The sequence below is a fragment of the Nocardia arthritidis genome (assembly GCF_011801145.1).
GTDB lineage: Bacteria > Actinomycetota > Actinomycetes > Mycobacteriales > Mycobacteriaceae > Nocardia > Nocardia arthritidis_A.
In genome coordinates this window covers 9,861,847-9,881,106 of record NZ_CP046172.1, presented here as the reverse complement: position 1 = coordinate 9,881,106, position 19,260 = coordinate 9,861,847, and the positions used below count along the sequence as shown (strand labels likewise).

The 19,260-nt window shown below is 67.3% G+C and carries 20 protein-coding genes; 8 read left to right on the top strand and 12 right to left on the bottom strand.

The annotated features are described in order from the left end of the window. Nucleotides 1-102: 102 nt before the first annotated feature. Both F5544_RS45175 and F5544_RS45170 read right to left on the bottom strand, forming a co-directional pair. The gene (locus tag F5544_RS45175; protein WP_167478787.1) at nucleotides 103-738 is read right to left on the bottom strand and encodes a class I SAM-dependent methyltransferase; all 636 of its coding nucleotides are present in this window, start codon (nucleotides 736-738) and stop codon (nucleotides 103-105) included. A 37-nt stretch (nucleotides 739-775) separates the two neighbouring features. Beyond that, on the bottom strand, nucleotides 776-2,206 hold the full coding sequence (locus F5544_RS45170; RefSeq protein WP_238847005.1) for an ABC1 kinase family protein: 1,431 nt from the start codon (nucleotides 2,204-2,206) through the stop codon (nucleotides 776-778). Nucleotides 2,207-2,358: 152 nt separating this feature from the next. Between F5544_RS45170 and F5544_RS45165 the strand changes: the two genes are divergently transcribed. Further along, nucleotides 2,359-3,138 (top strand): GntR family transcriptional regulator, encoded by a 780-nt coding sequence (locus F5544_RS45165; protein ID WP_167478786.1) that lies wholly within the window; start codon nucleotides 2,359-2,361, stop codon nucleotides 3,136-3,138. Between the two features lie 140 nt (nucleotides 3,139-3,278). On the opposite strand, the gene F5544_RS45160 is transcribed toward F5544_RS45165, so the two are convergent. Next, nucleotides 3,279-3,452 (bottom strand): hypothetical protein, encoded by a 174-nt coding sequence (locus tag F5544_RS45160; RefSeq protein ID WP_167478785.1) that lies wholly within the window; start codon nucleotides 3,450-3,452, stop codon nucleotides 3,279-3,281. A 138-nt stretch (nucleotides 3,453-3,590) separates the two neighbouring features. Continuing rightward, nucleotides 3,591-4,709, bottom strand: coding sequence for an NAD(P)H-dependent flavin oxidoreductase (locus tag F5544_RS45155; protein ID WP_167478784.1), 1,119 nt, complete (start codon nucleotides 4,707-4,709; stop codon nucleotides 3,591-3,593). Nucleotides 4,710-4,964: 255 nt separating this feature from the next. Here F5544_RS45155 and F5544_RS45150 point away from each other — a divergent pair, with 255 nt between their 5' ends. Then, nucleotides 4,965-5,600, top strand: a complete 636-nt coding sequence (locus tag F5544_RS45150; RefSeq protein WP_167478783.1) for a class I SAM-dependent methyltransferase — start codon at nucleotides 4,965-4,967, stop codon at nucleotides 5,598-5,600. A gap of 3 nt (nucleotides 5,601-5,603) precedes the next feature. Here the strand turns inward: F5544_RS45150 and F5544_RS45145 are convergent, their stop codons facing one another. The 5 genes from F5544_RS45145 to F5544_RS45125 all read right to left on the bottom strand — a co-directional run bounded on the left by F5544_RS45145 (nucleotide 5,604) and on the right by F5544_RS45125 (nucleotide 10,509). Next, entirely contained in the window at nucleotides 5,604-6,956 is a 1,353-nt protein-coding gene (locus tag F5544_RS45145) for a WS/DGAT/MGAT family O-acyltransferase (RefSeq protein WP_167478782.1), read from the bottom strand. A 136-nt stretch (nucleotides 6,957-7,092) separates the two neighbouring features. Continuing rightward, entirely contained in the window at nucleotides 7,093-7,746 is a 654-nt protein-coding gene (locus F5544_RS45140) for a class I SAM-dependent methyltransferase (protein WP_167478781.1), read from the bottom strand. A 63-nt stretch (nucleotides 7,747-7,809) separates the two neighbouring features. Continuing rightward, nucleotides 7,810-8,718, bottom strand: a complete 909-nt coding sequence (locus F5544_RS45135) for a DMT family transporter (RefSeq protein WP_167478780.1) — start codon at nucleotides 8,716-8,718, stop codon at nucleotides 7,810-7,812. Between the two features lie 166 nt (nucleotides 8,719-8,884). Continuing rightward, nucleotides 8,885-9,538, bottom strand: coding sequence for a DJ-1/PfpI family protein (locus F5544_RS45130; RefSeq protein ID WP_167478779.1), 654 nt, complete (start codon nucleotides 9,536-9,538; stop codon nucleotides 8,885-8,887). Continuing rightward, nucleotides 9,535-10,509, bottom strand: coding sequence for a GlxA family transcriptional regulator (locus F5544_RS45125; RefSeq protein WP_167478778.1), 975 nt, complete (start codon nucleotides 10,507-10,509; stop codon nucleotides 9,535-9,537). The genes F5544_RS45130 and F5544_RS45125 overlap by 4 nt, the downstream gene beginning before the upstream one ends. Before the next feature lie 193 nt (nucleotides 10,510-10,702). On the opposite strand from F5544_RS45125, the gene F5544_RS45120 reads away from it, so the two are divergent. Both F5544_RS45120 and F5544_RS45115 read left to right on the top strand, forming a co-directional pair. Continuing rightward, nucleotides 10,703-11,923, top strand: a complete 1,221-nt coding sequence (locus F5544_RS45120; protein ID WP_167478777.1) for a phthiocerol/phthiodiolone dimycocerosyl transferase family protein — start codon at nucleotides 10,703-10,705, stop codon at nucleotides 11,921-11,923. A gap of 98 nt (nucleotides 11,924-12,021) precedes the next feature. Next, on the top strand, nucleotides 12,022-13,269 hold the full coding sequence (locus F5544_RS45115) for a cytochrome P450 (protein WP_167478776.1): 1,248 nt from the start codon (nucleotides 12,022-12,024) through the stop codon (nucleotides 13,267-13,269). Between the two features lie 3 nt (nucleotides 13,270-13,272). On the opposite strand, the gene F5544_RS45110 is transcribed toward F5544_RS45115, so the two are convergent. Next, nucleotides 13,273-13,890, bottom strand: a complete 618-nt coding sequence (locus F5544_RS45110; protein ID WP_167478775.1) for a TetR/AcrR family transcriptional regulator — start codon at nucleotides 13,888-13,890, stop codon at nucleotides 13,273-13,275. Nucleotides 13,891-14,005: 115 nt separating this feature from the next. On the opposite strand from F5544_RS45110, the gene F5544_RS45105 reads away from it, so the two are divergent. The 3 genes from F5544_RS45105 (at nucleotide 14,006) to F5544_RS45095 (ending at nucleotide 16,741) form a co-directional block, all read left to right on the top strand. Then, nucleotides 14,006-15,544 (top strand): MFS transporter, encoded by a 1,539-nt coding sequence (locus F5544_RS45105; RefSeq protein ID WP_167478774.1) that lies wholly within the window; start codon nucleotides 14,006-14,008, stop codon nucleotides 15,542-15,544. A 174-nt stretch (nucleotides 15,545-15,718) separates the two neighbouring features. Beyond that, nucleotides 15,719-15,970 (top strand): hypothetical protein, encoded by a 252-nt coding sequence (locus F5544_RS45100; RefSeq protein ID WP_167478773.1) that lies wholly within the window; start codon nucleotides 15,719-15,721, stop codon nucleotides 15,968-15,970. Nucleotides 15,971-16,057: 87 nt separating this feature from the next. Further along, the gene (locus tag F5544_RS45095; RefSeq protein WP_238847004.1) at nucleotides 16,058-16,741 is read left to right on the top strand and encodes a flavin reductase family protein; all 684 of its coding nucleotides are present in this window, start codon (nucleotides 16,058-16,060) and stop codon (nucleotides 16,739-16,741) included. Nucleotides 16,742-16,774: 33 nt separating this feature from the next. Here F5544_RS45095 and F5544_RS45090 read toward each other — a convergent pair whose 3' ends face one another. Then, a complete protein-coding gene (locus F5544_RS45090; RefSeq protein ID WP_167478772.1) occupies nucleotides 16,775-18,598 on the bottom strand; it encodes a cutinase family protein in 1,824 nt (607 codons plus the stop codon). Nucleotides 18,599-18,718: 120 nt separating this feature from the next. On the opposite strand from F5544_RS45090, the gene F5544_RS45085 reads away from it, so the two are divergent. Beyond that, nucleotides 18,719-18,871: a hypothetical protein gene (locus F5544_RS45085; RefSeq protein ID WP_167478771.1), complete on the top strand. Its 153-nt coding sequence runs from the start codon at nucleotides 18,719-18,721 to the stop codon at nucleotides 18,869-18,871. Here the strand turns inward: F5544_RS45085 and F5544_RS45080 are convergent. Continuing rightward, entirely contained in the window at nucleotides 18,868-19,125 is a 258-nt protein-coding gene (locus tag F5544_RS45080) for a hypothetical protein (protein ID WP_167478770.1), read from the bottom strand. The two genes, F5544_RS45085 and F5544_RS45080, sit on opposite strands and share 4 nt — an antisense overlap. Between the last annotated feature and the right edge of the window lie 135 nt (nucleotides 19,126-19,260).

Genomic DNA, 19,260 nt, shown 5'->3' with positions numbered 1-19,260 from the left:
CGAATGCGGAGGTACGCCTAATGTGTGGTCGGCTCGGCCGCCTCGCACACCTGTGCAGGCGGGAGTGAGTCCGACGTGGGAGTTGATCGGGTGGGGCTCCGGTCAATAACGTTTGCGCCCAACCGTGATGACGTCCGGCACCAGCCATTCCGGGATCGGCCGGTGCACCCTGCGCTGGGCGACCACCTCGAAATCCAAGTCGCCGAACAATTTTCGTACCTCCGCCGGTGTCGGCCAGTGGGCGACGCCGAGCGGGCCGTCCATCAACAGCTGGCCCAGCCGGGTCTTGGGGTGCATGGTGGCGACTGCCGCCAGCCCGTCCGGCATCAGCACCCGGCGGAATTCCGCGACCGCCGCGGGCTGGTCGAAGAAGTGGAATGCCGAGGTGGTGACCACCGCATCGAGTTCACCGTCGACGAACGGGAGACTCTCCGCGCGGCTGTGCAGCCAGGTCACCTCGCCGGATCTGGCGCGGGCCTGTTCGAGCATGCCCTCCGACAGGTCGATGCCGTATATCGCTTCCGGTTCCAGCTCACGCAGCAGCCGAGTGGTGAAAATGCCCGTACCGCAACCGATATCGGCGATCCGCCGGGAACCAGCCGCGCGCAGTTCGCGCAGCATTTCGTCTTGCGGCGGGCGGTACGCGATCCGCTGCAGTGCCGCCTGGTCGTAGGCGCGGGCGGCCCGGTCGAAGAAGTGGGTCACCAGCCGATTGAGCGGCCGGGTCGGAGCGGTCATAGCATGACGATAACAATGTCTGGGACAGTTATCCAGATTAGCCGACGCCGGAGATATCCGGCCGCCGCGCGCCGGCCCGCCGCTGTCGCACCGCCGCCAGATCCACCGGCATATCCGCGTCCTGCGCCACCTCGTCGAGCATCGGCAGCCAGTGCAGGATCTCCGAGCGGAACGCGCCCTCGGTCTCCAGTTGGCACATCGTGCCGATCAGGGTCAGGCACGACCGCGCGAACGGGGTGAAATAGCTCGGCATCGTCAATTGTCTTGTCACATTGGATAATCGCGGATTGGTTGTGCGCAATACCTGCTTGCGTAACCAGCGCATGGTCAGCCGGAAGGTGTCGAACCGGAACGGCTCGGTGCACGGGATCACCGAGGCGAACAGCTCCTCGGTGTCGAAAGCCCTTCCCGCCGAGACGAATCCGTGCCGCCGCGTGGCCGCCGCCAGATCGAGCGGGCCGCCGTTGAACATGGCGTTGCAGTAGTCGACCGCGAGTTCGGTGAAGCCGTCGGGCGGCCAGGCGCAGCACGCGCCGAAGTCGACGACGCCGAGCCTGCCGTCCGGCAGTATCCGGAAATTGCCGGGATGTGGATCGCTGTAGAGCAATCCGTGGTCGGCCCAACCCGAGAGCACGAAGCGCAGCATCAGCATGCCGACCCGGTCCCGCTCGGCCCGGGCGCCCGCGGCGACGACGCGTGGCACCGGGGTGCCGTCCAGCCATTCGGTGATCAGCACATCGCCGCGCTGATCGATCACCCGCGGTACGTAGAAGTCCGGATCGTCGGCGTACGCGGCCGCGAACGCGCGCTGGTACTCCGCTTCCGCGGCGTAGTCGAGTTCGGCCTCGACGCACCGGCAGATCTCCTCGGTCACCGCCTTCACGTCGGCGCCCGGCAGAAATACGGTGGCCAGCATGGAGATTCGGCGCAGCTGCTCCAGATCCGCCGCGACCGACTGTCGCGAACCCGGATACATCACCTTCACCGCGACGGGCGTGCCGTCGCGCCAGATCGCCCGGTGCACTTGGCCGATCGAGGCCGCCGCGGCGCGCCGATCGTCGAATTCCCGGAAATGCCAACGCCAATTGTCGCCCATGGAGGCCGCCATCGCGGCGTGCACGGTGCGCGGCAGCATGGCGGGCGCGGAATCCTGGAGCTGGCTCAGCGCGATCTTGTACGGTTCGGCGATATCCGGCGGCAGCGCCAGCTCGTAGATGGCCAGCAGCTGGCCCAATTTCGCGGCACAGCCCTTCAGCTCGCCGAGTACCTCGAAAATGTGCTGGGCCGTTCGTAATTGGATTTCCCGGTTGACCTCGGCGGCCGATCGCCCGAGTACCCGTTTGCCGACGCCGGCGGCCTGGCGCCCGGCGAATGCCACCGGCAGCGCGGCCAATTTGGTATTTCGCACAGCGCCGCTGACCGGAAGCTTCCCGTTCGCGCCCACCGCGAACAGCCGAGCACGCCCCATTGACGATTCGTCATTCTGTTGACCGCTGCCCCATCGCTTAGCCATGACTCACCTCACACTGTGCGCTGACCAGTGTTACACACGTGCGGTCGGGCACGGCAGGGCTTAGACTGTCTGGGACGTAATCGCAAGTAGTCGAAAGGTGACAACTGATGGGATCCCAAACGGTAGTCGCCGACGTTGCCGACGAGCTGGCACGCCGGGTTGCCGCGGGGGAATATCAGCCGGGCGATCTCATGCCGTCGGTCCGTCAGGTCGCCGAGGAATTCGATATGAACCGCGCGACCGCCCAGCTGACCCTCGGCAGGTTGGAATCGTACGGATTCGTCGAGGCCCGGCGCGGTAAGGGTTTCACCATTCGCGACGTTCGCGAGGCAGGCGGTATCGATGTGTACCGGCACCTGTTCCGTTTTTCGATTCCGATGCCGGATGTCGCGATCGAGATGTTCCGCGACATCGTCGAGGTGGAGCGCGGTATCGTGATGGACGCGCTGCTCGCATACACCGGACTCGACGAGCTCATCGATCCCGCGATACTCAAGGCCGATATAGATGAGCTGGAATCGCTTGCCCGGCTGGATAATCCGGATCTACGCCGGATTCTCGCGATCGAGGTCGGCCTGGTGCGCCGTCTGCTCGGCCACCTCGGCCTGAGCATGCAGCGGGCCATTCTGAACTCGGTCGGCGAGATGGTGCTCGAGGTGCCGGAGGCGGTGCAGGCGTACTTCGCCGGGGCCGCCGATCTGCACGTGCTGGTGTGGCGCGCCCTGGCGGCCGTGTGGGATTCGGGCAGCGGACCGTCGGATGCGCAGCTCGCGCTGTTCGAGGATCTGTTCGGGATGTACCACGAGAAGGTGGTGGCCCGGTTCGTCGAACTGCTCGGCGCCGGAGCCGATGGCGATGCCGCCGATGGGCACGCCGCGACCGCCTGATCGTTCGTGAATTCCTCCGCCGCAAGGTAACCGGTTGGTCGACCCGGTGCCGAGCCGTTTTCGGGTCGAGACCGATCCGGGCCCGAATTGCCGTCCAGTACTGGGCAAACCATCTGTCTCAGACGGAAAGGGCGGTGCGCTTACCGATGCACCGCCGCTGCCGCCGCGATCACCAGCGCGGCAATGATCAGCAGTGCCATGGTCGCGACGATGATCAGATTCCGGACGCGCGGCTCCTCGCGGGGAACCAGGTCCGGACAGGTCGCCGACTCGTGCTCGCCGCTGTCGCACAGCGGGTTCGTGCACGGATACATCCCTACCTCCCAACCGGATTCGCATCCGGGTCCGCAATACGCGAAGAGGGAGCCTAGCAATCGGACGGGAAAATAGTGAGTCCAACTGTTCGGTAGCCGATATCCGGCTGGGCGGTAAGGAGTTTCGATCCACCGTCGCTAACCGTTCAGTTTGTTCAGCCGGTCGCACGCCTCCACGTACTCCCCGATCAACCGCTGCACCACATCGGCCGAGCGCTCCACCCGGTTCATCATGCCGACCACCTGACCGACCGGGTTGAAGTTGACGTCCCGTGCGGCATCGGGATAGCGGTGCCCGCGCTTGACGCCGTCCAGTGCCACCATCATCTGCAGCGGCATGGGCAGCGGGTCCGGGGTGTCGGCCTGTTCCCAGGCGTCGGTCCAGTCGTTGCGCAGCATCCGGCACGGTTTGCCGGTCCAGGAGCGGGAGCGCACGGTGTCGTGGCTGCTGGCGTCGATGTAGGTCCGCATCTGCGCGGGCGGCACGTTGGCCTCCTCCACGGTCAGCCACAGCGAACCGGTCCACGCGCCCTGCGCGCCCATCGCCAGCGCGGCCGCGACCTGGCGGCCGTTGCCGATGCCGCCGGCCGCCAGCACCGGCAGTTCGCCGACCGCGTCGATCACCTGCGGCCACAACACCAGCGAGGAGATCTCACCGCAGTGGCCGCCGCCCTCGGTGCCTTGGCAGACGACGAAATCCAGCCCGGCGGCCTTGTGGTTGAGCGCATGTTTCACCGAACCGCACAGCGCGCCGATCAGCCTGCCCGAATCCTGTACCTGCGCAACGACATCCGGCGGCGGGGTGCCGAGCGCATTGGCCACCAGCTTGGCCTTCGGATGCCGCAGGATCACCTCGACCTGCGGTGCCGCCGTTGTCGCGGTCCAGCCGAGCAGCTGATTGTGGTGCTCGCCCTCCGGCAGCGGCGGTACCCCGTGGTCGGCCAGGATCTTCTCCGCGAAATCGCGGTGGCCCTGCGGAACCAGTTCCGCCAGTTTGGTTTCCAGCTCATCGGGGGTGAGTCCCTCGATGCCCTGGCCCTCGTACTTGGACGGGATCACCAGATCGACGCCGTATACGCCGTGCACGTGCTCGTCCAGCCACGCCAGCTCCACCTCCAACTCCTCGGCGGTGAAGCCGACCGCGCCGAGCACGCCGAGCCCGCCGGCATTGCTGACCGCGGCCGCGACATCGCGGCAGTGGGTGAAGGCGAAGATGGGAAATTCGATTCCCAGCCGGTCGCAGATTTCGGTACGCATAGGTGCGGATCTCCCTACTCGCTGGTGCGGCTGCCGACCGCGCTGTTCTAGAACTGGTGTCAAAAAGACTGCCCTGAGGCAGGGTCGGATTCGCCGTCGGCCGCGGTTATCGCCATGGTGCGGCCGTGGCGAATCCGACAGGTGTCACCACCACATTTCGACAGTAACACGTTCTAGTTTGACCCGGCAGTACCGGGCCGTCCCGGACTCGGGCAAGCTGTAGCGGCGGGACCTCCGGCGGGAAGGCGGCGCGGCATGGTTGACCAGCACGAGCATTGGGAGCGGACCTACCTGGCCCATCCCGGCATGTACGGCGAGCGGCCGTCGACGGCGGCCGTGCACGCGGCCGCGACCTTCCGTGCGGCGGGCGCGATCGAGGTGCTGGAGCTCGGCTGCGGCCACGGCAGGGATGCGATCCACTTCGCCCGCAACGGGTTCCGGGTCACCGCCGCCGACTTCAGCGGCACCGGTCTGGCCCAGCTCACCGAGACCGCGGCCGCCGCCGGGCTGAACGATCTGATCCACACCATCGAATACGATGTGCGCCAACCGATTCCGTTACCGGACCACAGCGTCGACGCGGTCTTCGCGCACATGCTGCTGTGCATGAACCTGTCCACCGCGCAGATCCTCGCGCTGGCCGCGGAGATCCGTCGCGTGCTGCGTCCCGGCGGCGCCATGGTCTACACCGTCCGCCACACCGGCGACGCGCATTACGGCGCGGGCCTGGCCCACGGCGACGACATCTACGAGCACGGTGGCTTCGCCGTGCATTTCTTCACCCGTGCGCTGGTGGATGCCGTCGCCGCGGGCTGGCGGCTGGTGGAGGTGGCGCCCTTCGAGGAGGGCGAGTTGCCGCGCAAACTCTGGCGGATCACCCAGATGCGCTGACGCTCAGCGGGCGGCGTCCTCCAGTGCGGTGAGCGCGGATTCCAGATGGTCGAGCAGGCGGGGCAGCTCCGGGACGCTGCGGCGGCAACCGACGACGCCGAAGTCCAGGTTGCCCGCGTTGGTGGTGAGGGTGATGTTGACGGCCTGCCCGTCGAACGGGATGGACAGCGGATAGGTGGCGTCGAGCCGAGCGCCGTTCCAGTACATGGGTTCTCGCGGTCCCGGCACATTCGAGATGACGATATTGAACGGCGGGCTGGTCAGCGAGACCAGGCCGGGCACCAGGCTCAACACCACCGGGCTCAGCATCAGCGCCGAGAGCGCCATCGTCTGGCGCGGCGACAGCTCGCGGTAGACCTCCTTGCTGCGCAGCATCGACTCGCGGATGACGGCCAGCCGGGTGAGCGGATCCGCCACATCGGTGGCCAGATTGCACAGGATCGCGCCGACCTTGACGCCGCTGTCCTGCCCGTCCTCGTCGCTGCGCAGTGAGATCGGCACCATGGCGATCAACGGCTTGTCCGGCAACGCGTTTCGCTCCAGCAGGTAGGCGCGCAGGGCACCCGCCGCCATGGTGAGCACCACATCGTTGACGGTCGAACCGGTCGCCTTCTTCACCTGCTTGACCCGCTCCAGCGACCAGGACCGCACTACACAGCGGCGTGCGCCGCCGATCGGCACGTTGAACATGGTGCGCGGGGCCTCGAACGGCAGCGTCAGCTGCTGGCGCAGCAGTGCGGCCCTGGCCACCCGCAGCGCGGTCGGCGCGGATGCGGCCGCCGATATCAGGTTTCGCGCGACGCCGCCCAGCGCCGATGCCGACCTTTCGGTTCGCGGCCCGCGGCGCGGCAGATGCCACGGCACCTTGGTTTCGGTCGAGCTCGGCTCGCTGGTGAGCGTGCGCTGCAGCACGCGCTGGGCGGAGACGCCGTCGATCAACGCGTGGTGCATCTTCGAATACAGTGCGAAACGGCCGTCGGTCAGGCCCTCGATGAGGTGGATCTCCCATAGCGGGCGGTGCCGGTCCAGCAGCGAACCGTGCAGGCTGGACGCCAGATCCAGCAGTTGGGTCATGCTGCCCGGCGCGGGCAGCGCCGAGCGGCGGACATGGTAATCGATGTCGACGTCGCGCTCCTGCGTCCACGCCAATTGTGGTGCGCCCAAGAGCTTTGCCGGTTTACGACGGAATGTCGGATCGAATTCCCTTTGGGCGAGCAATGTTTCGTGGGTTTGCCGGGCGAAATCCGGTCCGGCGTCGTCCGGCGCCTCGAACAGCTGCACCGAGCCGACGTGCATCGGATGCTCACGCGACTCTCCGAGGAGGAATACGGCATCGATCGGTGAAACGAGCTCCATGATTGGTCGCCCCCTGACGCGACGGTGGTGGTATCTCGGAATCAATCGACCACGTTGTCGGACGGGCCCGCGCTGCGAAGAAATTGTGCGCGATGGTCCCAAATTTACCGGGCTCGACGCACCTGTGGTGGTCGAATCAACGATCCTTCGACGCCATCAGGTACATATGCAGAAACCGCTCGTCCGGGTCGGCTACGCGGACGAGCCGGGCGCCGACGGTGAACCCGGCCTTCGCCACCTCGTCGGCTAGTCGCTCCGGCGACCACCGGTATGCCGTAGCCACCCGATGATCGAATGGTTCGGCGGCATCCGGTATTTCGTCCGCGAATCCGGCGATCAAGAGCTGCCCGCCCACCTGGAGCACCCGGTGGAATTCCGTCAGCACCGCCGGAACTCGTTGGGGCGGAAGGTGAATGACCGAATACCAGGCGACCAGTCCGGTAAGGCTCGCATCCGCGAAGGTCAGCTCTTCCATCGATCCGACTTCGAAACGCAGTGCCGGATAGGCCGCCCTGGCCAATTCGATCATGCGCGGCGACAGGTCGATACCGGATATGTCGAGGCCCCGGTCCGCCAGGTACGCGGCGATCCGGCCGGGACCGCAGCCGATCTCGACGACCGGACCGGCCGGGGTCGCCTCGGCGAAGACGTCGAGCATCGCGCGATCGAATGGCTTGCGCGCCATGATGTTTGCCGCGTGTTCGGCATAGATCTCGGCCATCTCGTCGTAGGCGGCGCGGGTGACCCGCACATCGTCGAATTCGGTGGAGGGTTCCTGTGCCGTGCTCATCCGACCCATGATGCCGGGGCCCGTCGGCGCGCCGACAGATCGAGTGGTGTGTCCCACAACCGCTCAGTGATCGGGCGCCTGCGCCGCGGCCTCCGGCGTGGGCGGGAGGGCCTCGATCTCCTCGCGCCCACTGCGTTTGGTTCCGACGATCGAGCCGAGAATGACCAGCGGGAAGCCGACGAGGATGCCCGCCGTCACCGGTTCGTTCAGCGCGACGACGCCGAGCAGCAGTGCCACAACGGGATTGATGTAGGTGATCACCGTGGCCCGGGCCGGACCGACCTCGGCGATCAGCGCGAAGAACACCACGAACGCGGCCGCCGTGCAGATCACCGCCAGACCGAGCACGGACCAGATCGAACCCGCCGAGACATGCGGCGGCCAACGGAAGGCCGCGAACGGCGCGTACACCACCGAGGCGAGTACCAGCGAGCCGGTCACCACGCCGAGCGACGGCAGATCGGCCAGCTGGCGATTGATGACGATCGGGCCGATCGCATAACCGACCGCGGCCAATCCGATCGCGCCGACGGCCGCCGGATTCGTCAGATCGATATCCAGCCCGACCAGCAGCGCGACGCCCGCGAACCCGACGACCAGCCCGAGCACCCGCCGCCCGTCGAAGCGATCATGTCCGAGCATGGTCACGAAGATCACCGCGATCAGCGGCACCGCGGCGAGCAGCAGCCCGACCGTCGAACTGTTCAGCGTCTTCTCCGCGAAGCCGATCAGCAGCCAGGGCCCGGTGATCTCGACAACGGTGTAGAGCAGCAGCGGGCGCCACCGCCGGAAGACGGGTGTGAGCTGCTTCTTGTACATGGCTATCGGCAACAACAGGACCGATCCGAGCACCGTCCGGCCGAAAGCGACCACCAGTGGGTCGATCTCGCGCACCGCGATCCGGATCATCGCGTACGGCACGCCCCAGATGACGCCCATCGCCAGAAACAGCATCCATCCGCGCTTGGTCATCGGGCAACCCCCGCGGCCAACGTGGTGACGTATCGGTCGTGCATGGCTTACTCGCTTTCGATCATGGGGAGCGTAATACGTGGTGATCCCATGAACCGACAACATTTCGGTAGGCCGTGCTATTCGTCGGCGGACCACCCGGTCTGCCGGGTGGGGGCGGGATGGGTTATTGCGCGGCAAGCCTGTCGAATTGGTCGAAGCGGGCGGCGATCGCATCGCGGACCGCCCGCGGCGCCTTCGACGGTGCGCCCGCGTCGAAGGGTGGCTGCGGATCGTATTCGATGGCGAGCTGAATCCCTTGGGCCACTTCGGGTCCGGCGAGCTCGGCGGCCAGGGTGAGCGCGAGATCGATACCGGCCGATACGCCCGCCGCGGTGGCGATGCGCTCCGCGTCGTTGCGGACGACCCGCTGTTCGGTCGGGTGCGCGCCGTATCCGGCGAGCAGATCGTAGAAATGCCAGTGGGTGGTCGCGGGCAGGCCGTCCAACAATCCCGCCGCGCCGAGCACCAGCGCACCCGTGCACACCGATGTGGTCCACCTGGTGTGCGGATGGGCATTGCGCACCCAGTCGACGATCGGATGGTCGACGGCGGCGAGCCGACGGGTGCCGGGGCCACCCGGGATCAACAGCACATCCGGGCGCGCGACCTCGTCGAATGTCGCGTCCACCCGCAAATGCAGCATGTTGTTGCCGTCGTCGAGCGTCGGCTCGGCGGCGCACAGCACCACCTCCGCACCGGGCAGCGCGCTGAACACCTCGTACGGCCCGATCGCGTCGAGTGAGGTGAAGCCCGGGAAAAGGCCGATGGCGATGATCACGAAATCCTCCTGGTGAAGTGATCGCGGTAGCGATGCGGTGTGGTGCCGACGCGGCGGGCGAAGGCGCGATGCAGGGTTTCCGGCCTGCCGAATCCGGTGCGCGCGGCGATTACGGACACCGGTAGATCCGAGGTGGTGAGCAGCCGCTTGGCCGCCTCGATGCGCAGGCCCTCCACCAGCGTTCCCGGCGTGACGCCGACCTCCGCGCGGAAGACCCTGGCGAAATTGCGCGGGCTCATGCCGGCGCGGTCGGCCAAGGCGGCCACCGACAGGTCATCTGTCAAATGGTCTGGGAGCCAATGCTGTAACTCGACGATGGCCGGGGTGCGCCCCGGCTGATTGCGCAGCTGCACGCTGAACTGCGCCTGTCCGCCGGGCCGCCGGGCGAAGACCACCAGCCAGGCCGCGACCGCATGCGCGAGTTCGGTGCCGTGATCCGCCTCGACCAGCGCCAAAGCCAGATCGATGCCCGCGGAGACACCCGCCGAGGTCCAGCGGTCACCGTCGCGGACATAGATCTGATCCGGTTCGACCCGGACCAGGGGGAAGCCGTCGCGCAGCAGGCCGCACGAGGCCCAGTGCGTGGTGGCCCGGCGCCCGTCGAGCAGTCCGGCCGCGGCCAAGGCGAGCGCGCCGGTACACACCGATGCGGTGCGCCCAGCCCGCGCGGACATCCGGCGCAGGGCGCGCAGCGCCGCCGGATTCTGGGTGAGTTGCCGAATTCCGCTGCCGCCCACCACCAGAACGGTGTCATCGGGGCCGACCAGCTCCGCGTCCATGGCCGCGTCGACGGCGATACCGATACCGCTCGACGCCCTGATGGCGCGCCCATCCGGCGAGACGAGCGTCAGCCGGTAGCCGCCGGACCGGTTCAGCATCGAGGCCGCGCGGAATACGTCGGTGGGACCGGCCAGATCGAGGAGCGTGCAGTCGTCGAAAACCACCGCGACGATCTGCTTTTCGGACTCCACGAATCAGATGCTTGTCCATCCGGGGCTCGGCAGCAAGGACAAGACTATGACGATTTCTGCCATCGCGGGAGCGCATCATGGCAGTTCCCGATTCCGCATCGCACCGTCGTACCCGCCGCCGTTCGCGGGAACCCAACGGAGACTGGGGAATTGAGTTAGCCTGACGCGCGATAGGGAAGGGAGCCGATCGACCGTGGCTGAAATTGTGCGCGGGCTCGCCCCGAGCGAGGGCCTGTTCGCCAGGGGTGGGGTTTTCATCGGATATTCGGCCCGGGTCTCGGGCCGACTGGACCCGGCGCTGCTGACATCGGCGTTCGCGGCGGTGGTGCGGGCCTACCCGATCCTCGGCACCCGGATCGAACTGGGCGATGGCGGGTACTCGTTCGTGGTCGCCGACGGGCCGCCGGAGGTATTCGTCGTCGAGGGCGATCCCGAATCGCCGCTCACCGGAGCGAGATTCGATCAACGCATCGCGGTCAGCGCGCTATGTGTTGTGCGGCAGGGTGATTCGGCGAGTGTCACGGTGATGCTGCATCACAGCGTCGCCGACACCTTCCACGCCATGGAGATCGTGCGCGCGCTGTGGGCCGCCTACGGTTCGCTCGTCGAGGGACGGCCGGTGTTGGCGTCCGTGCACCCGTACCCCGGGCCCGTCGAGGAACTACTCGCGGCCCGTGGGATCAGCAAGATCGCGCCGCCCGGTACGGCCGAAAAGCCGGTTGCGGCACCGGAATTCACGGACAACGACGATCCGTACGAGATACCCGTCACCAGTCGCTGCCTGCTGACCGTCGCGGAAACCGCCGCGCTCGTCGAAGTCGGGCACCGCGCGGAGGTCACCCTACACGGGCTGGTCTCCGCGGCAATCCTGTTGACCGAGGCCGAGATTCGCGATCTCCCGATCTCGCAGCTGTTCTACCTCTACTCCGTCGATCTGCGCACCAGGCTCACCCCGCCGATCGGTCCCGCCGAGGGCACCAACGTGCTCGGCCTCGCCACCTACCTGCCGACACCGGAGGCCGGCGGCGATCCGATCGCGATCGCCCGCGGTATCGCCGAGTCCCTGCGTACCGCGCTCGCGGCCGGAATCGTCCAGCAGACCCCGCTGCATGTCGCGGATATGTCGGCGGCGCCACCGCCCGCGCCGGGCATCGTCGTCGCGACGAATTGGGGTGCCATACCGGCGCTTGCCGCCCCGGCCGGGCTGCGCATCGATGATTTCCGCTCCACCATCATCGCCAAACCCGACCGCACCGGCCGCCGCCCGCAACAACCCGGCGCGGGCACCTGCATCATCAGCACCTTCGCCGACCGGCTGAGCGTCGAAATCCACCACCCGGCGGAATTCACCGACCTGCAGCGCAGGCGGGTCGAAATCCTGACCACCCACCTGCGCAAGGTGATCGGGCGCTAGCGCACCCTCCGGCAGTGGGAGGCGCATTCCGGCACGCGCATCCGTAGAAGTGTCTACGCTCACTCGGCAATGTCGTTCGACCGCCGGGAGTTTCGCAGATGACGATGCCGCCGCCCGCCGCGCAGGGTACGAACTACGCCTCGCCCGCCGACCGCGACGGACCGCGAATTCCGCTGTACACACCGGAATTCGCGGCCGACCCGCACGCCGCCTACCGCGCGATGCGGGAACGCTACGGCTCGATGGCGCCGGTAGACCTCGCACCCGGCGTGCCGGCGACGCTGGTGCTCGGCTATTACGTCGCGGTACGAATCTTCAACGATCCGGACCACTTTCCGGCCGATCCGCGAATCTGGCAGCAGAACATTCCAGCCGACTGTCCGGTGCTGCCGATGATGCAGTCGCGCCCGAACGCGTTGCGCAGCGCGGGCGCCGAACACGCGCGCTACCGTCAGGTCAATGTGGCGGGCCTCGGTGAGGTGGATCTGTACCGCCTGCACGAGACCGTCGAGCGGATCGCCATCCCGTTGATCAACCGCTTCTGCGCGACCGGAACCGCGGATCTGGTGCGCGAGTACGCATTTCCGATCGCCTTCGAGGTGTTGAACGCACTGCTCGGCTCGCCGCCCGAACTCGCGCAGCGGGTAGCGACCGGGATGGCGGCGATCTTCGAGGGCGTCGACGCCACGCGCGGCAACAAGATGCTCGCCGACGCGCTGCTCGAGCTCACCCTGCGCAAGCGGGCCGAGCCCGGCGACGATATGGCCACCAGGATGCTGCGCCATCCGGCCGGACTCGACGACACCGAAATGGTGCATCAGCTGGCCACCCTGTACGGCGCGGGTATCGAACCGCAGCAGAACCTGATCGTGAACACCCTGCTGCTGATCCTCACCGACGAACGTTTCGGCGGCAGTGTGCTCGGCGGCAGCCTGGCCACCCGGGACGCCCTCGACGAGGTCCTGTTCAACGATCCGCCGATGGCGAACTTCTGCATCAGCTTTCCGCGCCAGCCCGTCCTGATCGACGACACCTGGCTGCCCGCGCATCAACCGGTGGTCATCAGCATGGCCGCCTGCAATACCGATCCGGCGATCATCGCGGGCGCCCACGCGGGCAATCGCGCCCATCTCGCCTGGGGCGCCGGCCCGCATGTATGTCCCGCCAGTTCGATGGCCTACCTCGTCGCACAGGACGCCATCGATCAACTCCTCGATGCCGTACCGGAACTTCGGCTGGCCGTCGCCCCCGGCGAATTGTCTTGGCGCCCAGGGCCGTTCCATCGGGCCCTGGTTTCGCTACCGGTCGAATTTCCGGCGTCGCCGCCGCTGCCCGTTCCGCAATGACCTTCAGTCGTCGATCGAGTCGATGATGGCGGCGGCGTCGCTCGGTGCGACGCCCGCGGCGATCAGGCAGGCCCGGGCCGCCGCCTTCGCCGGGTGCTCATCGATCCACGACTCGTCGTTGCGGGCATCGACCAGGCTCAGCAGAATCGCCTCCAGCACCCGGGCCAGGGTTTCCGGCGGCAGATGATCGCTGAACGCACCCTCCTCCTGTCCCGCCTTCAGCAGCCGGACGCCGTACGCGCGCATGGGCGCCAGCCGATCCAGGATCCGCGGGCGCAGGTTCGTTTCGGTCAGGCGCAGCAGCAGCCGATATTTGTCGCCCGCGTTCAGCAGCGCGATGGTGAACCGGGCGGAGGTGACCGCCGGGGGTTCGGCGCGGTAGGTCTGGTCGAATGCGTTGTTGATCTCGTCGGCAGCGTGGTCGAGCACCCCGTCGATCAGCGCCTCCCGGTTGGGGAAATGCCCGTAGATGGTCCGGCGCACCACGCCCGCGGCCGCGGCGATCTCCTCCATGCTGGCCGCCGGATCGCGAGCCAGCTCGGCGGCCGCGACGGTCAGGATGCGCGTGCGGTTCGCCTCGGCGCGCGCTCCTCTCGGCGGGGTGGGCGGGTTCGCGGTCATGTGAGTCCCTTCACGTTCGAGGGTTCCACCGTTGCACACCTTTGTGCAAAAGCGGTAGTTTCACACTACTGTGCAATTTGCACGTTGGTGTGCAATTACGTTCGGAGGTGTTCGCATGGCGCTGATCGTCACCACCCCGGTCACCGAACTGGATCGGTCGTATCGCCGCAGGTGGGCCGCGCTCGGCGTGCTGTGTCTGAGCCTGCTGATCGTCGTCATGGCGAATACCTCGCTGATCGTCGCCGCGCCGGATATGTACCGTGACCTCGCGCTGACCAGCCAGAATCTGCAATGGGTCATCGACGCGTACACCATTCCGTACGCCGCGCTGATGCTGGTGATGGGCGCGGTCGGCGACAAATACAGCCGCAGGGCCATGCTGCTGCTCGGGCTCGGGCTCTTCGCGGGCGGTGCCGTGCTGGGCGCCACCGCGCACACCGTCGGCCTGGTGATCGCGGCGCGGGCCACCATGGGCACCGCGGCCGCGATGATCATGCCGGCCACGCTGTCCCTGCTCGTCGCCACCTTCCCGAAACGGGAACGGGCCCTTGCCATTACGGTCTGGACGGCGACCTCCGGCCTGGCCATCGCCGCCGGTCCGCTATTGGCGGGCGCGCTGCTCACCGAGCACGGCTGGGCGTCGACCTTCCTGATCAACGTGCCCATCGCGCTGGTCGCGATCGGCGCGGCACTCGTACTGGTTCCGCCGTCCAGGGCCGATATCGAGCACCGGCTCGACCTCGCGGGCGGCGCGCTGTCGGTGCTCGGATTGGCCGCGCTGGTGTACGCGATCATCGAGGGGCCACGCAACGGATGGCATCTTCCGGTGCTCGGCGCCTGTCTCGTTGCCGTGCTCGCGTTGGCCGGATTCGTCGGATGGGAACTGCACCACCCGAATCCGATGCTCGATATCCGCCGGTTCCGCGACCGCGCCTTCGCGGGCGCGAATCTCGCCGTGCTGCTGTTCTTTCTGTCCGCCTTCGGCGCGATCTATTACGTGGCACAGCATTTGCAGTTCGTGCTCGGTCTCGACCCGCTGGCCACCGGTCTGCGCCTATTGCCTTTGGCGGGTGCGGTTTTCGCGGGCGCCGCACTCACCGGCGTGCTCGCGCCGCGGCTCGGCCTGCGTACCGTTGTGGTCGGCGGCATGTTGCTCGGCGTCGCAGCGCTGGCCAGCATGATCGCCGTCGACGCCCGGTCCGGCTACGGCAGCTTCGTCACACCGCTGATCCTGCTCGGGCTCGCCGTCGGGCTCAGCGTCTCGCCGTGCACCGACACCATCATGGGCGCGTTCCCGGAGCGGCTGCTCGGCGTCGGCGGCGCGGTGAACGACACCGGCATCGAACTCGGCGGCACACTCGGCATCGCCATTCTGGGCTCGCTGCTGTCCAGCTCGTACCGGTCGCAGATCGAACCGGCGGTATCCGGCAAGCTGCCGCCACAGGCCGTTGCGGCGGTGCAGGATTCGGTCGCGGGCGCGCAGGTGGTCGCCGAGCGGCTCGGCGCGGTCGGGCTGTCGCAGTCGGCCCAGAACCTGACCGCCGCCGCGGATGCCGCGTTCGCGCACGCGGTATCGCACACCAGCCTGATCGCGACGATCGTGCTCGCCGTCGGCACCGTCGCGGTCGGTGCGCTGCTGCCCCGGAGAATGTGACACCGCTCACTTTTCACTTCCGCTCGCGCCGGTATGGGGCAAACTCGGTTATGAAATTTGCTGAATGTTTGCCACTCGGGGAGTTGGAGCGATTTCCGTGGAGTTTCGTCAACCGCCATCGCGGCCTGTGAATTTGCTGTGCCCGAGCGCCGGGTCTGAACAAGAGGTGGCTCGGTGACGATCATGACCCCAAACCGGCCCGCATCCCGAACGAAAGCGACCGGTGTCGCCGAGATCCGTCCGCTCGCCGTCCCGGCGATCGTCCTCGGCCTCGCGATGTTGATCGCCGCCGGTGTCGCCGCGCCCAACCTGTCGCGCTGGGCCGGCGATTTCGGTCCCGCCCTCGCCTATCTGGCCTTCGCCCTTCATGTTTCGCTCGCGAGCCTGCTGACCTGGTGGGGCGCCGATCTTCGCCGCCGCAACTGAAACAGCCTGTATACCGGCGTTTTTCGACTCGGACGCGATGTCTGATATCCGCCAGCCCGCGCTGATGGGGCATATCAGGCTGGTGTGGTGACTACGACCACGATGACCCACACCGAGATCGAGCCCAACATCCTGTACTTCGGCACGCCGGTGGTTTTGATCGCGACGTGCAACGAGGACGGCAGCCCCAACCTCGCGCCGATGTCATCGGCGTTCTGGCTCGGCTGGCGCGCGGTCCTCGGAATGGGCATGCGTTCGAAGACGGTGCAGAACCTGCGCCGCACCGGCGAATGTGTGCTGAACCTGCCCTCCGACGCGCTGGCGACGCACGTCGACCGGCTCGCGCTGACCACCGGCTGCAATCCGGTCCCGGAGCCGAGGGCCAAGCGGGGCTACCGATACGAGCCGGACAAATTCGGGATATCCGGTCTGACCCCCGTCGCATCGGAAACCGTTGCGCCGCCGCGGGTCGCGGAATGTCCGGTCGCGCTGGAGGCCAGTGTCACCGCGCTCCATCCGCTCGCCGCCGACGATCCGGAGCAGAACGGCAACGTGGCCATCATCGAGGCCAGGGTGCTGCGCGTTCATGTGCACGACGACATCCGGATGGCCGGAACCGCCGACCGCATCGACCCCGACGCGTGGCGGCCACTCATCATGAGCTTCCAGCAGCTGTACGGGCTCGGGCCGCGGGCGCATACCTCCCGCCTCGCCAGCATTCCCGAAAAGCTCTATCGGACACCGGATATCGACCGGGCGCGGATCGCATGAGAAAAGGGTCTTCCGGTTGGAAGACCCTTTTCGTCAGCGGCTCGTTGTCGTTGGTGGTGCGGATGTTGTTGTCGTTGTTGGGGATTCAGGCTTCGAGGTGGTTGTCGGGGCCGATGTGGTTGTCGGGGCCGGTGCCGCCGCCGGGGTGCGTGCCCCGGAGGCGATCGGTGCACCGGAGGCGACCGGCGCCGCCGATGTGGTCGGCGTCGCGGGTTTGGCGGGTGCGACCGAGGTGGTCGGTGCGGCCGAGGTGGTCGGTGTCGGCGCCACGGTTGTGGTCGGCGCGGGCGGTGTCGTCGGCGCGGGCGGTGTCGTCGGCGTGGTCGGTGCACCGGAGGCGACCGGCGCCGCCGATACTGTCGTGGGCGTCGCGGAAGCTGCCGATGTCGTCGGCTGGCCGCTGACCGTGGTCTTGGTCGGCGTCGCGGTGCTGGTCGGCGTGCTGGCCGCCCACTTGGTGCTCGGGGGCTCCTTGTATTCCGCGGCCGTCTTGTAAACGGTGGCGACATCGGCCGGTGTCGGCGCGGCGTTCGTATCGATCGCCTTACCCGCCTGCGCCTGCTGCGCCAGGTGGGTGAGCCAGGCAGCCGCGTACTCGGCGGAGGTCAGCGGTTTGCCGTTGGCCGGGTCGGAGTCGCGCCAGTAGTCGAAGTGGTGGCCGGTGCCGTTCGGTCCGAGCGTCAGCTGGTACGGGTCGCTCATGATCACCGGGATGGTGTTCTGGTTCGTCACGATCAGGCCGACGATCTCGTTGAACACCTTCTGCGGCAGGTAGGCCAGCGGCGACATCCCACTGCTCGCGATCGTATCCGCCTGGGCGGGCGGCGGGTTCTGGCCCGGCTTGTACGCCGGATCCGAAACCCGAAGCAGCACTTGGAGGAAGGTCTCGTTGCTCTGCATCCAGTTCGGCTGCGAGGCGATATCCGAGAAGGCCGCCATCGCGATGCGCCCGAGGGTCACCGCGACATCCTGTCCGGTCGCCGGCGTCAGCCCGTCGCGCTGCAGGGCATCGACATTCAGCTGCCTGCCGACGTTCACCGCCAGCTGCAGCAGCGAAATGTTCTGCGGCGCGGCGCAAGTCAGGTCGCCATCGGAGCAGAAGGAGGCGATCCTGCCGTTCAGCGCGCCGAAATCGCCGGAGGTGCCGGGCAGCGCGCCCTGGCCCGACGCCGATTTGCCGCCGTACTGCTGGTCGTAACCGTCGGGATGGTTCGGATCCTTCGCACCCGGGAACGGTCCCCCGTTCGCCGAGCGCCCGGCATCGGCCAGGATGACAACGCCGAGCACATGTTTCGGATCGACGATCCCGTATTTGCCGTTCTGGTCGGCATTTTGGTGACCGACCTGCATCGCGACCCGGCGCACCACATCCGCGCCCTCGCTGTAGCCGACGATGGAGAACTTGGTATCGGGGCAGGCCGCGGAGATATCCCGCATCACCTGCTCGGCATTCGAGACGCCGGTGTTGACGGCGTCCTCATAGCTGTTGAGGTTCGCCGGGTAGGCGATGTAGATGGCGGCGTACGAACCGGGTGGGACGGAGCCCGCCGGTGCGTTGACCACCGGATCCACCCAGTTGCTGCGGTGGTCGCCGGACAGGGCGGCGGGCAGCTCGTTACCGTTGGCGTCGACCAGCATTTTCGTCGTTCCCGCGACCGGAGTGTCGTTACGACCGGCCACCGAGATGGTCACCATGTCGTGGCATTCGGTCACCGACGACGTGAGTCGCGGGTCGAGTTTCGTCGGTGCCGAGGTCGGCGTCCAGATTACGGCGCCGACCGCCGCGACACCGAGTGTCGACATCGCAACAGCCGCGGTAGCTATCCGGTGCTGCGCGATGAACGCGCGAAATGCCATGTCCAATTCCCCAATTCCATCACCGACAAGCGGACGGGACAGGCCCCCCGAAGGCCCGTATGTCATCGAGAACGTCGGGAATCAGCGCCAAAGCGTTACGTTGTCTCGCTCACCCACCCCATGGCTGGCAGTTTCTACCGCCGATATGCCCAGATCTTCGACCACGAATTGATGCCTGCCACCGGTCTCGTCGTCATGCACGTCGGCACCGTCTCCCCCGCGTTGCGGTGCTCGGCCTCCCCACGGGCCGGGATCAGCGCGAATGCCCGCTAACTCTTCGTTGCGGACGTTCGGATACCGGCCGCGGCGGTAGCGAGATGGAGTCTGCATTGCCCGGCCTCCGTCAGCACCGGAACGAGCAGCGTCGGCATCCCGATATCGACGGCGGCACCGTCGTGCGAAGGCCGATCACCGACCAACCGATTCGGCTTCCCCGCAGCCGCCGCGATGACCCGCGCCAGCGCCAGCGCGGGCTCACGACCATCGGCCCGGCCGATCCGCGCCAACGCCTCGCGCGTCCAATCCAATACGGACGGAACAACTCCGAGCGTTCCCCGCCAATCGAATACGACAGCCTATATTCCCGCGGTCGAATCACCATGCACGCAACCATGATCGGACATATCCGAGCGTTTCGACGGGTCTGTCCGTCGAACGGTGTA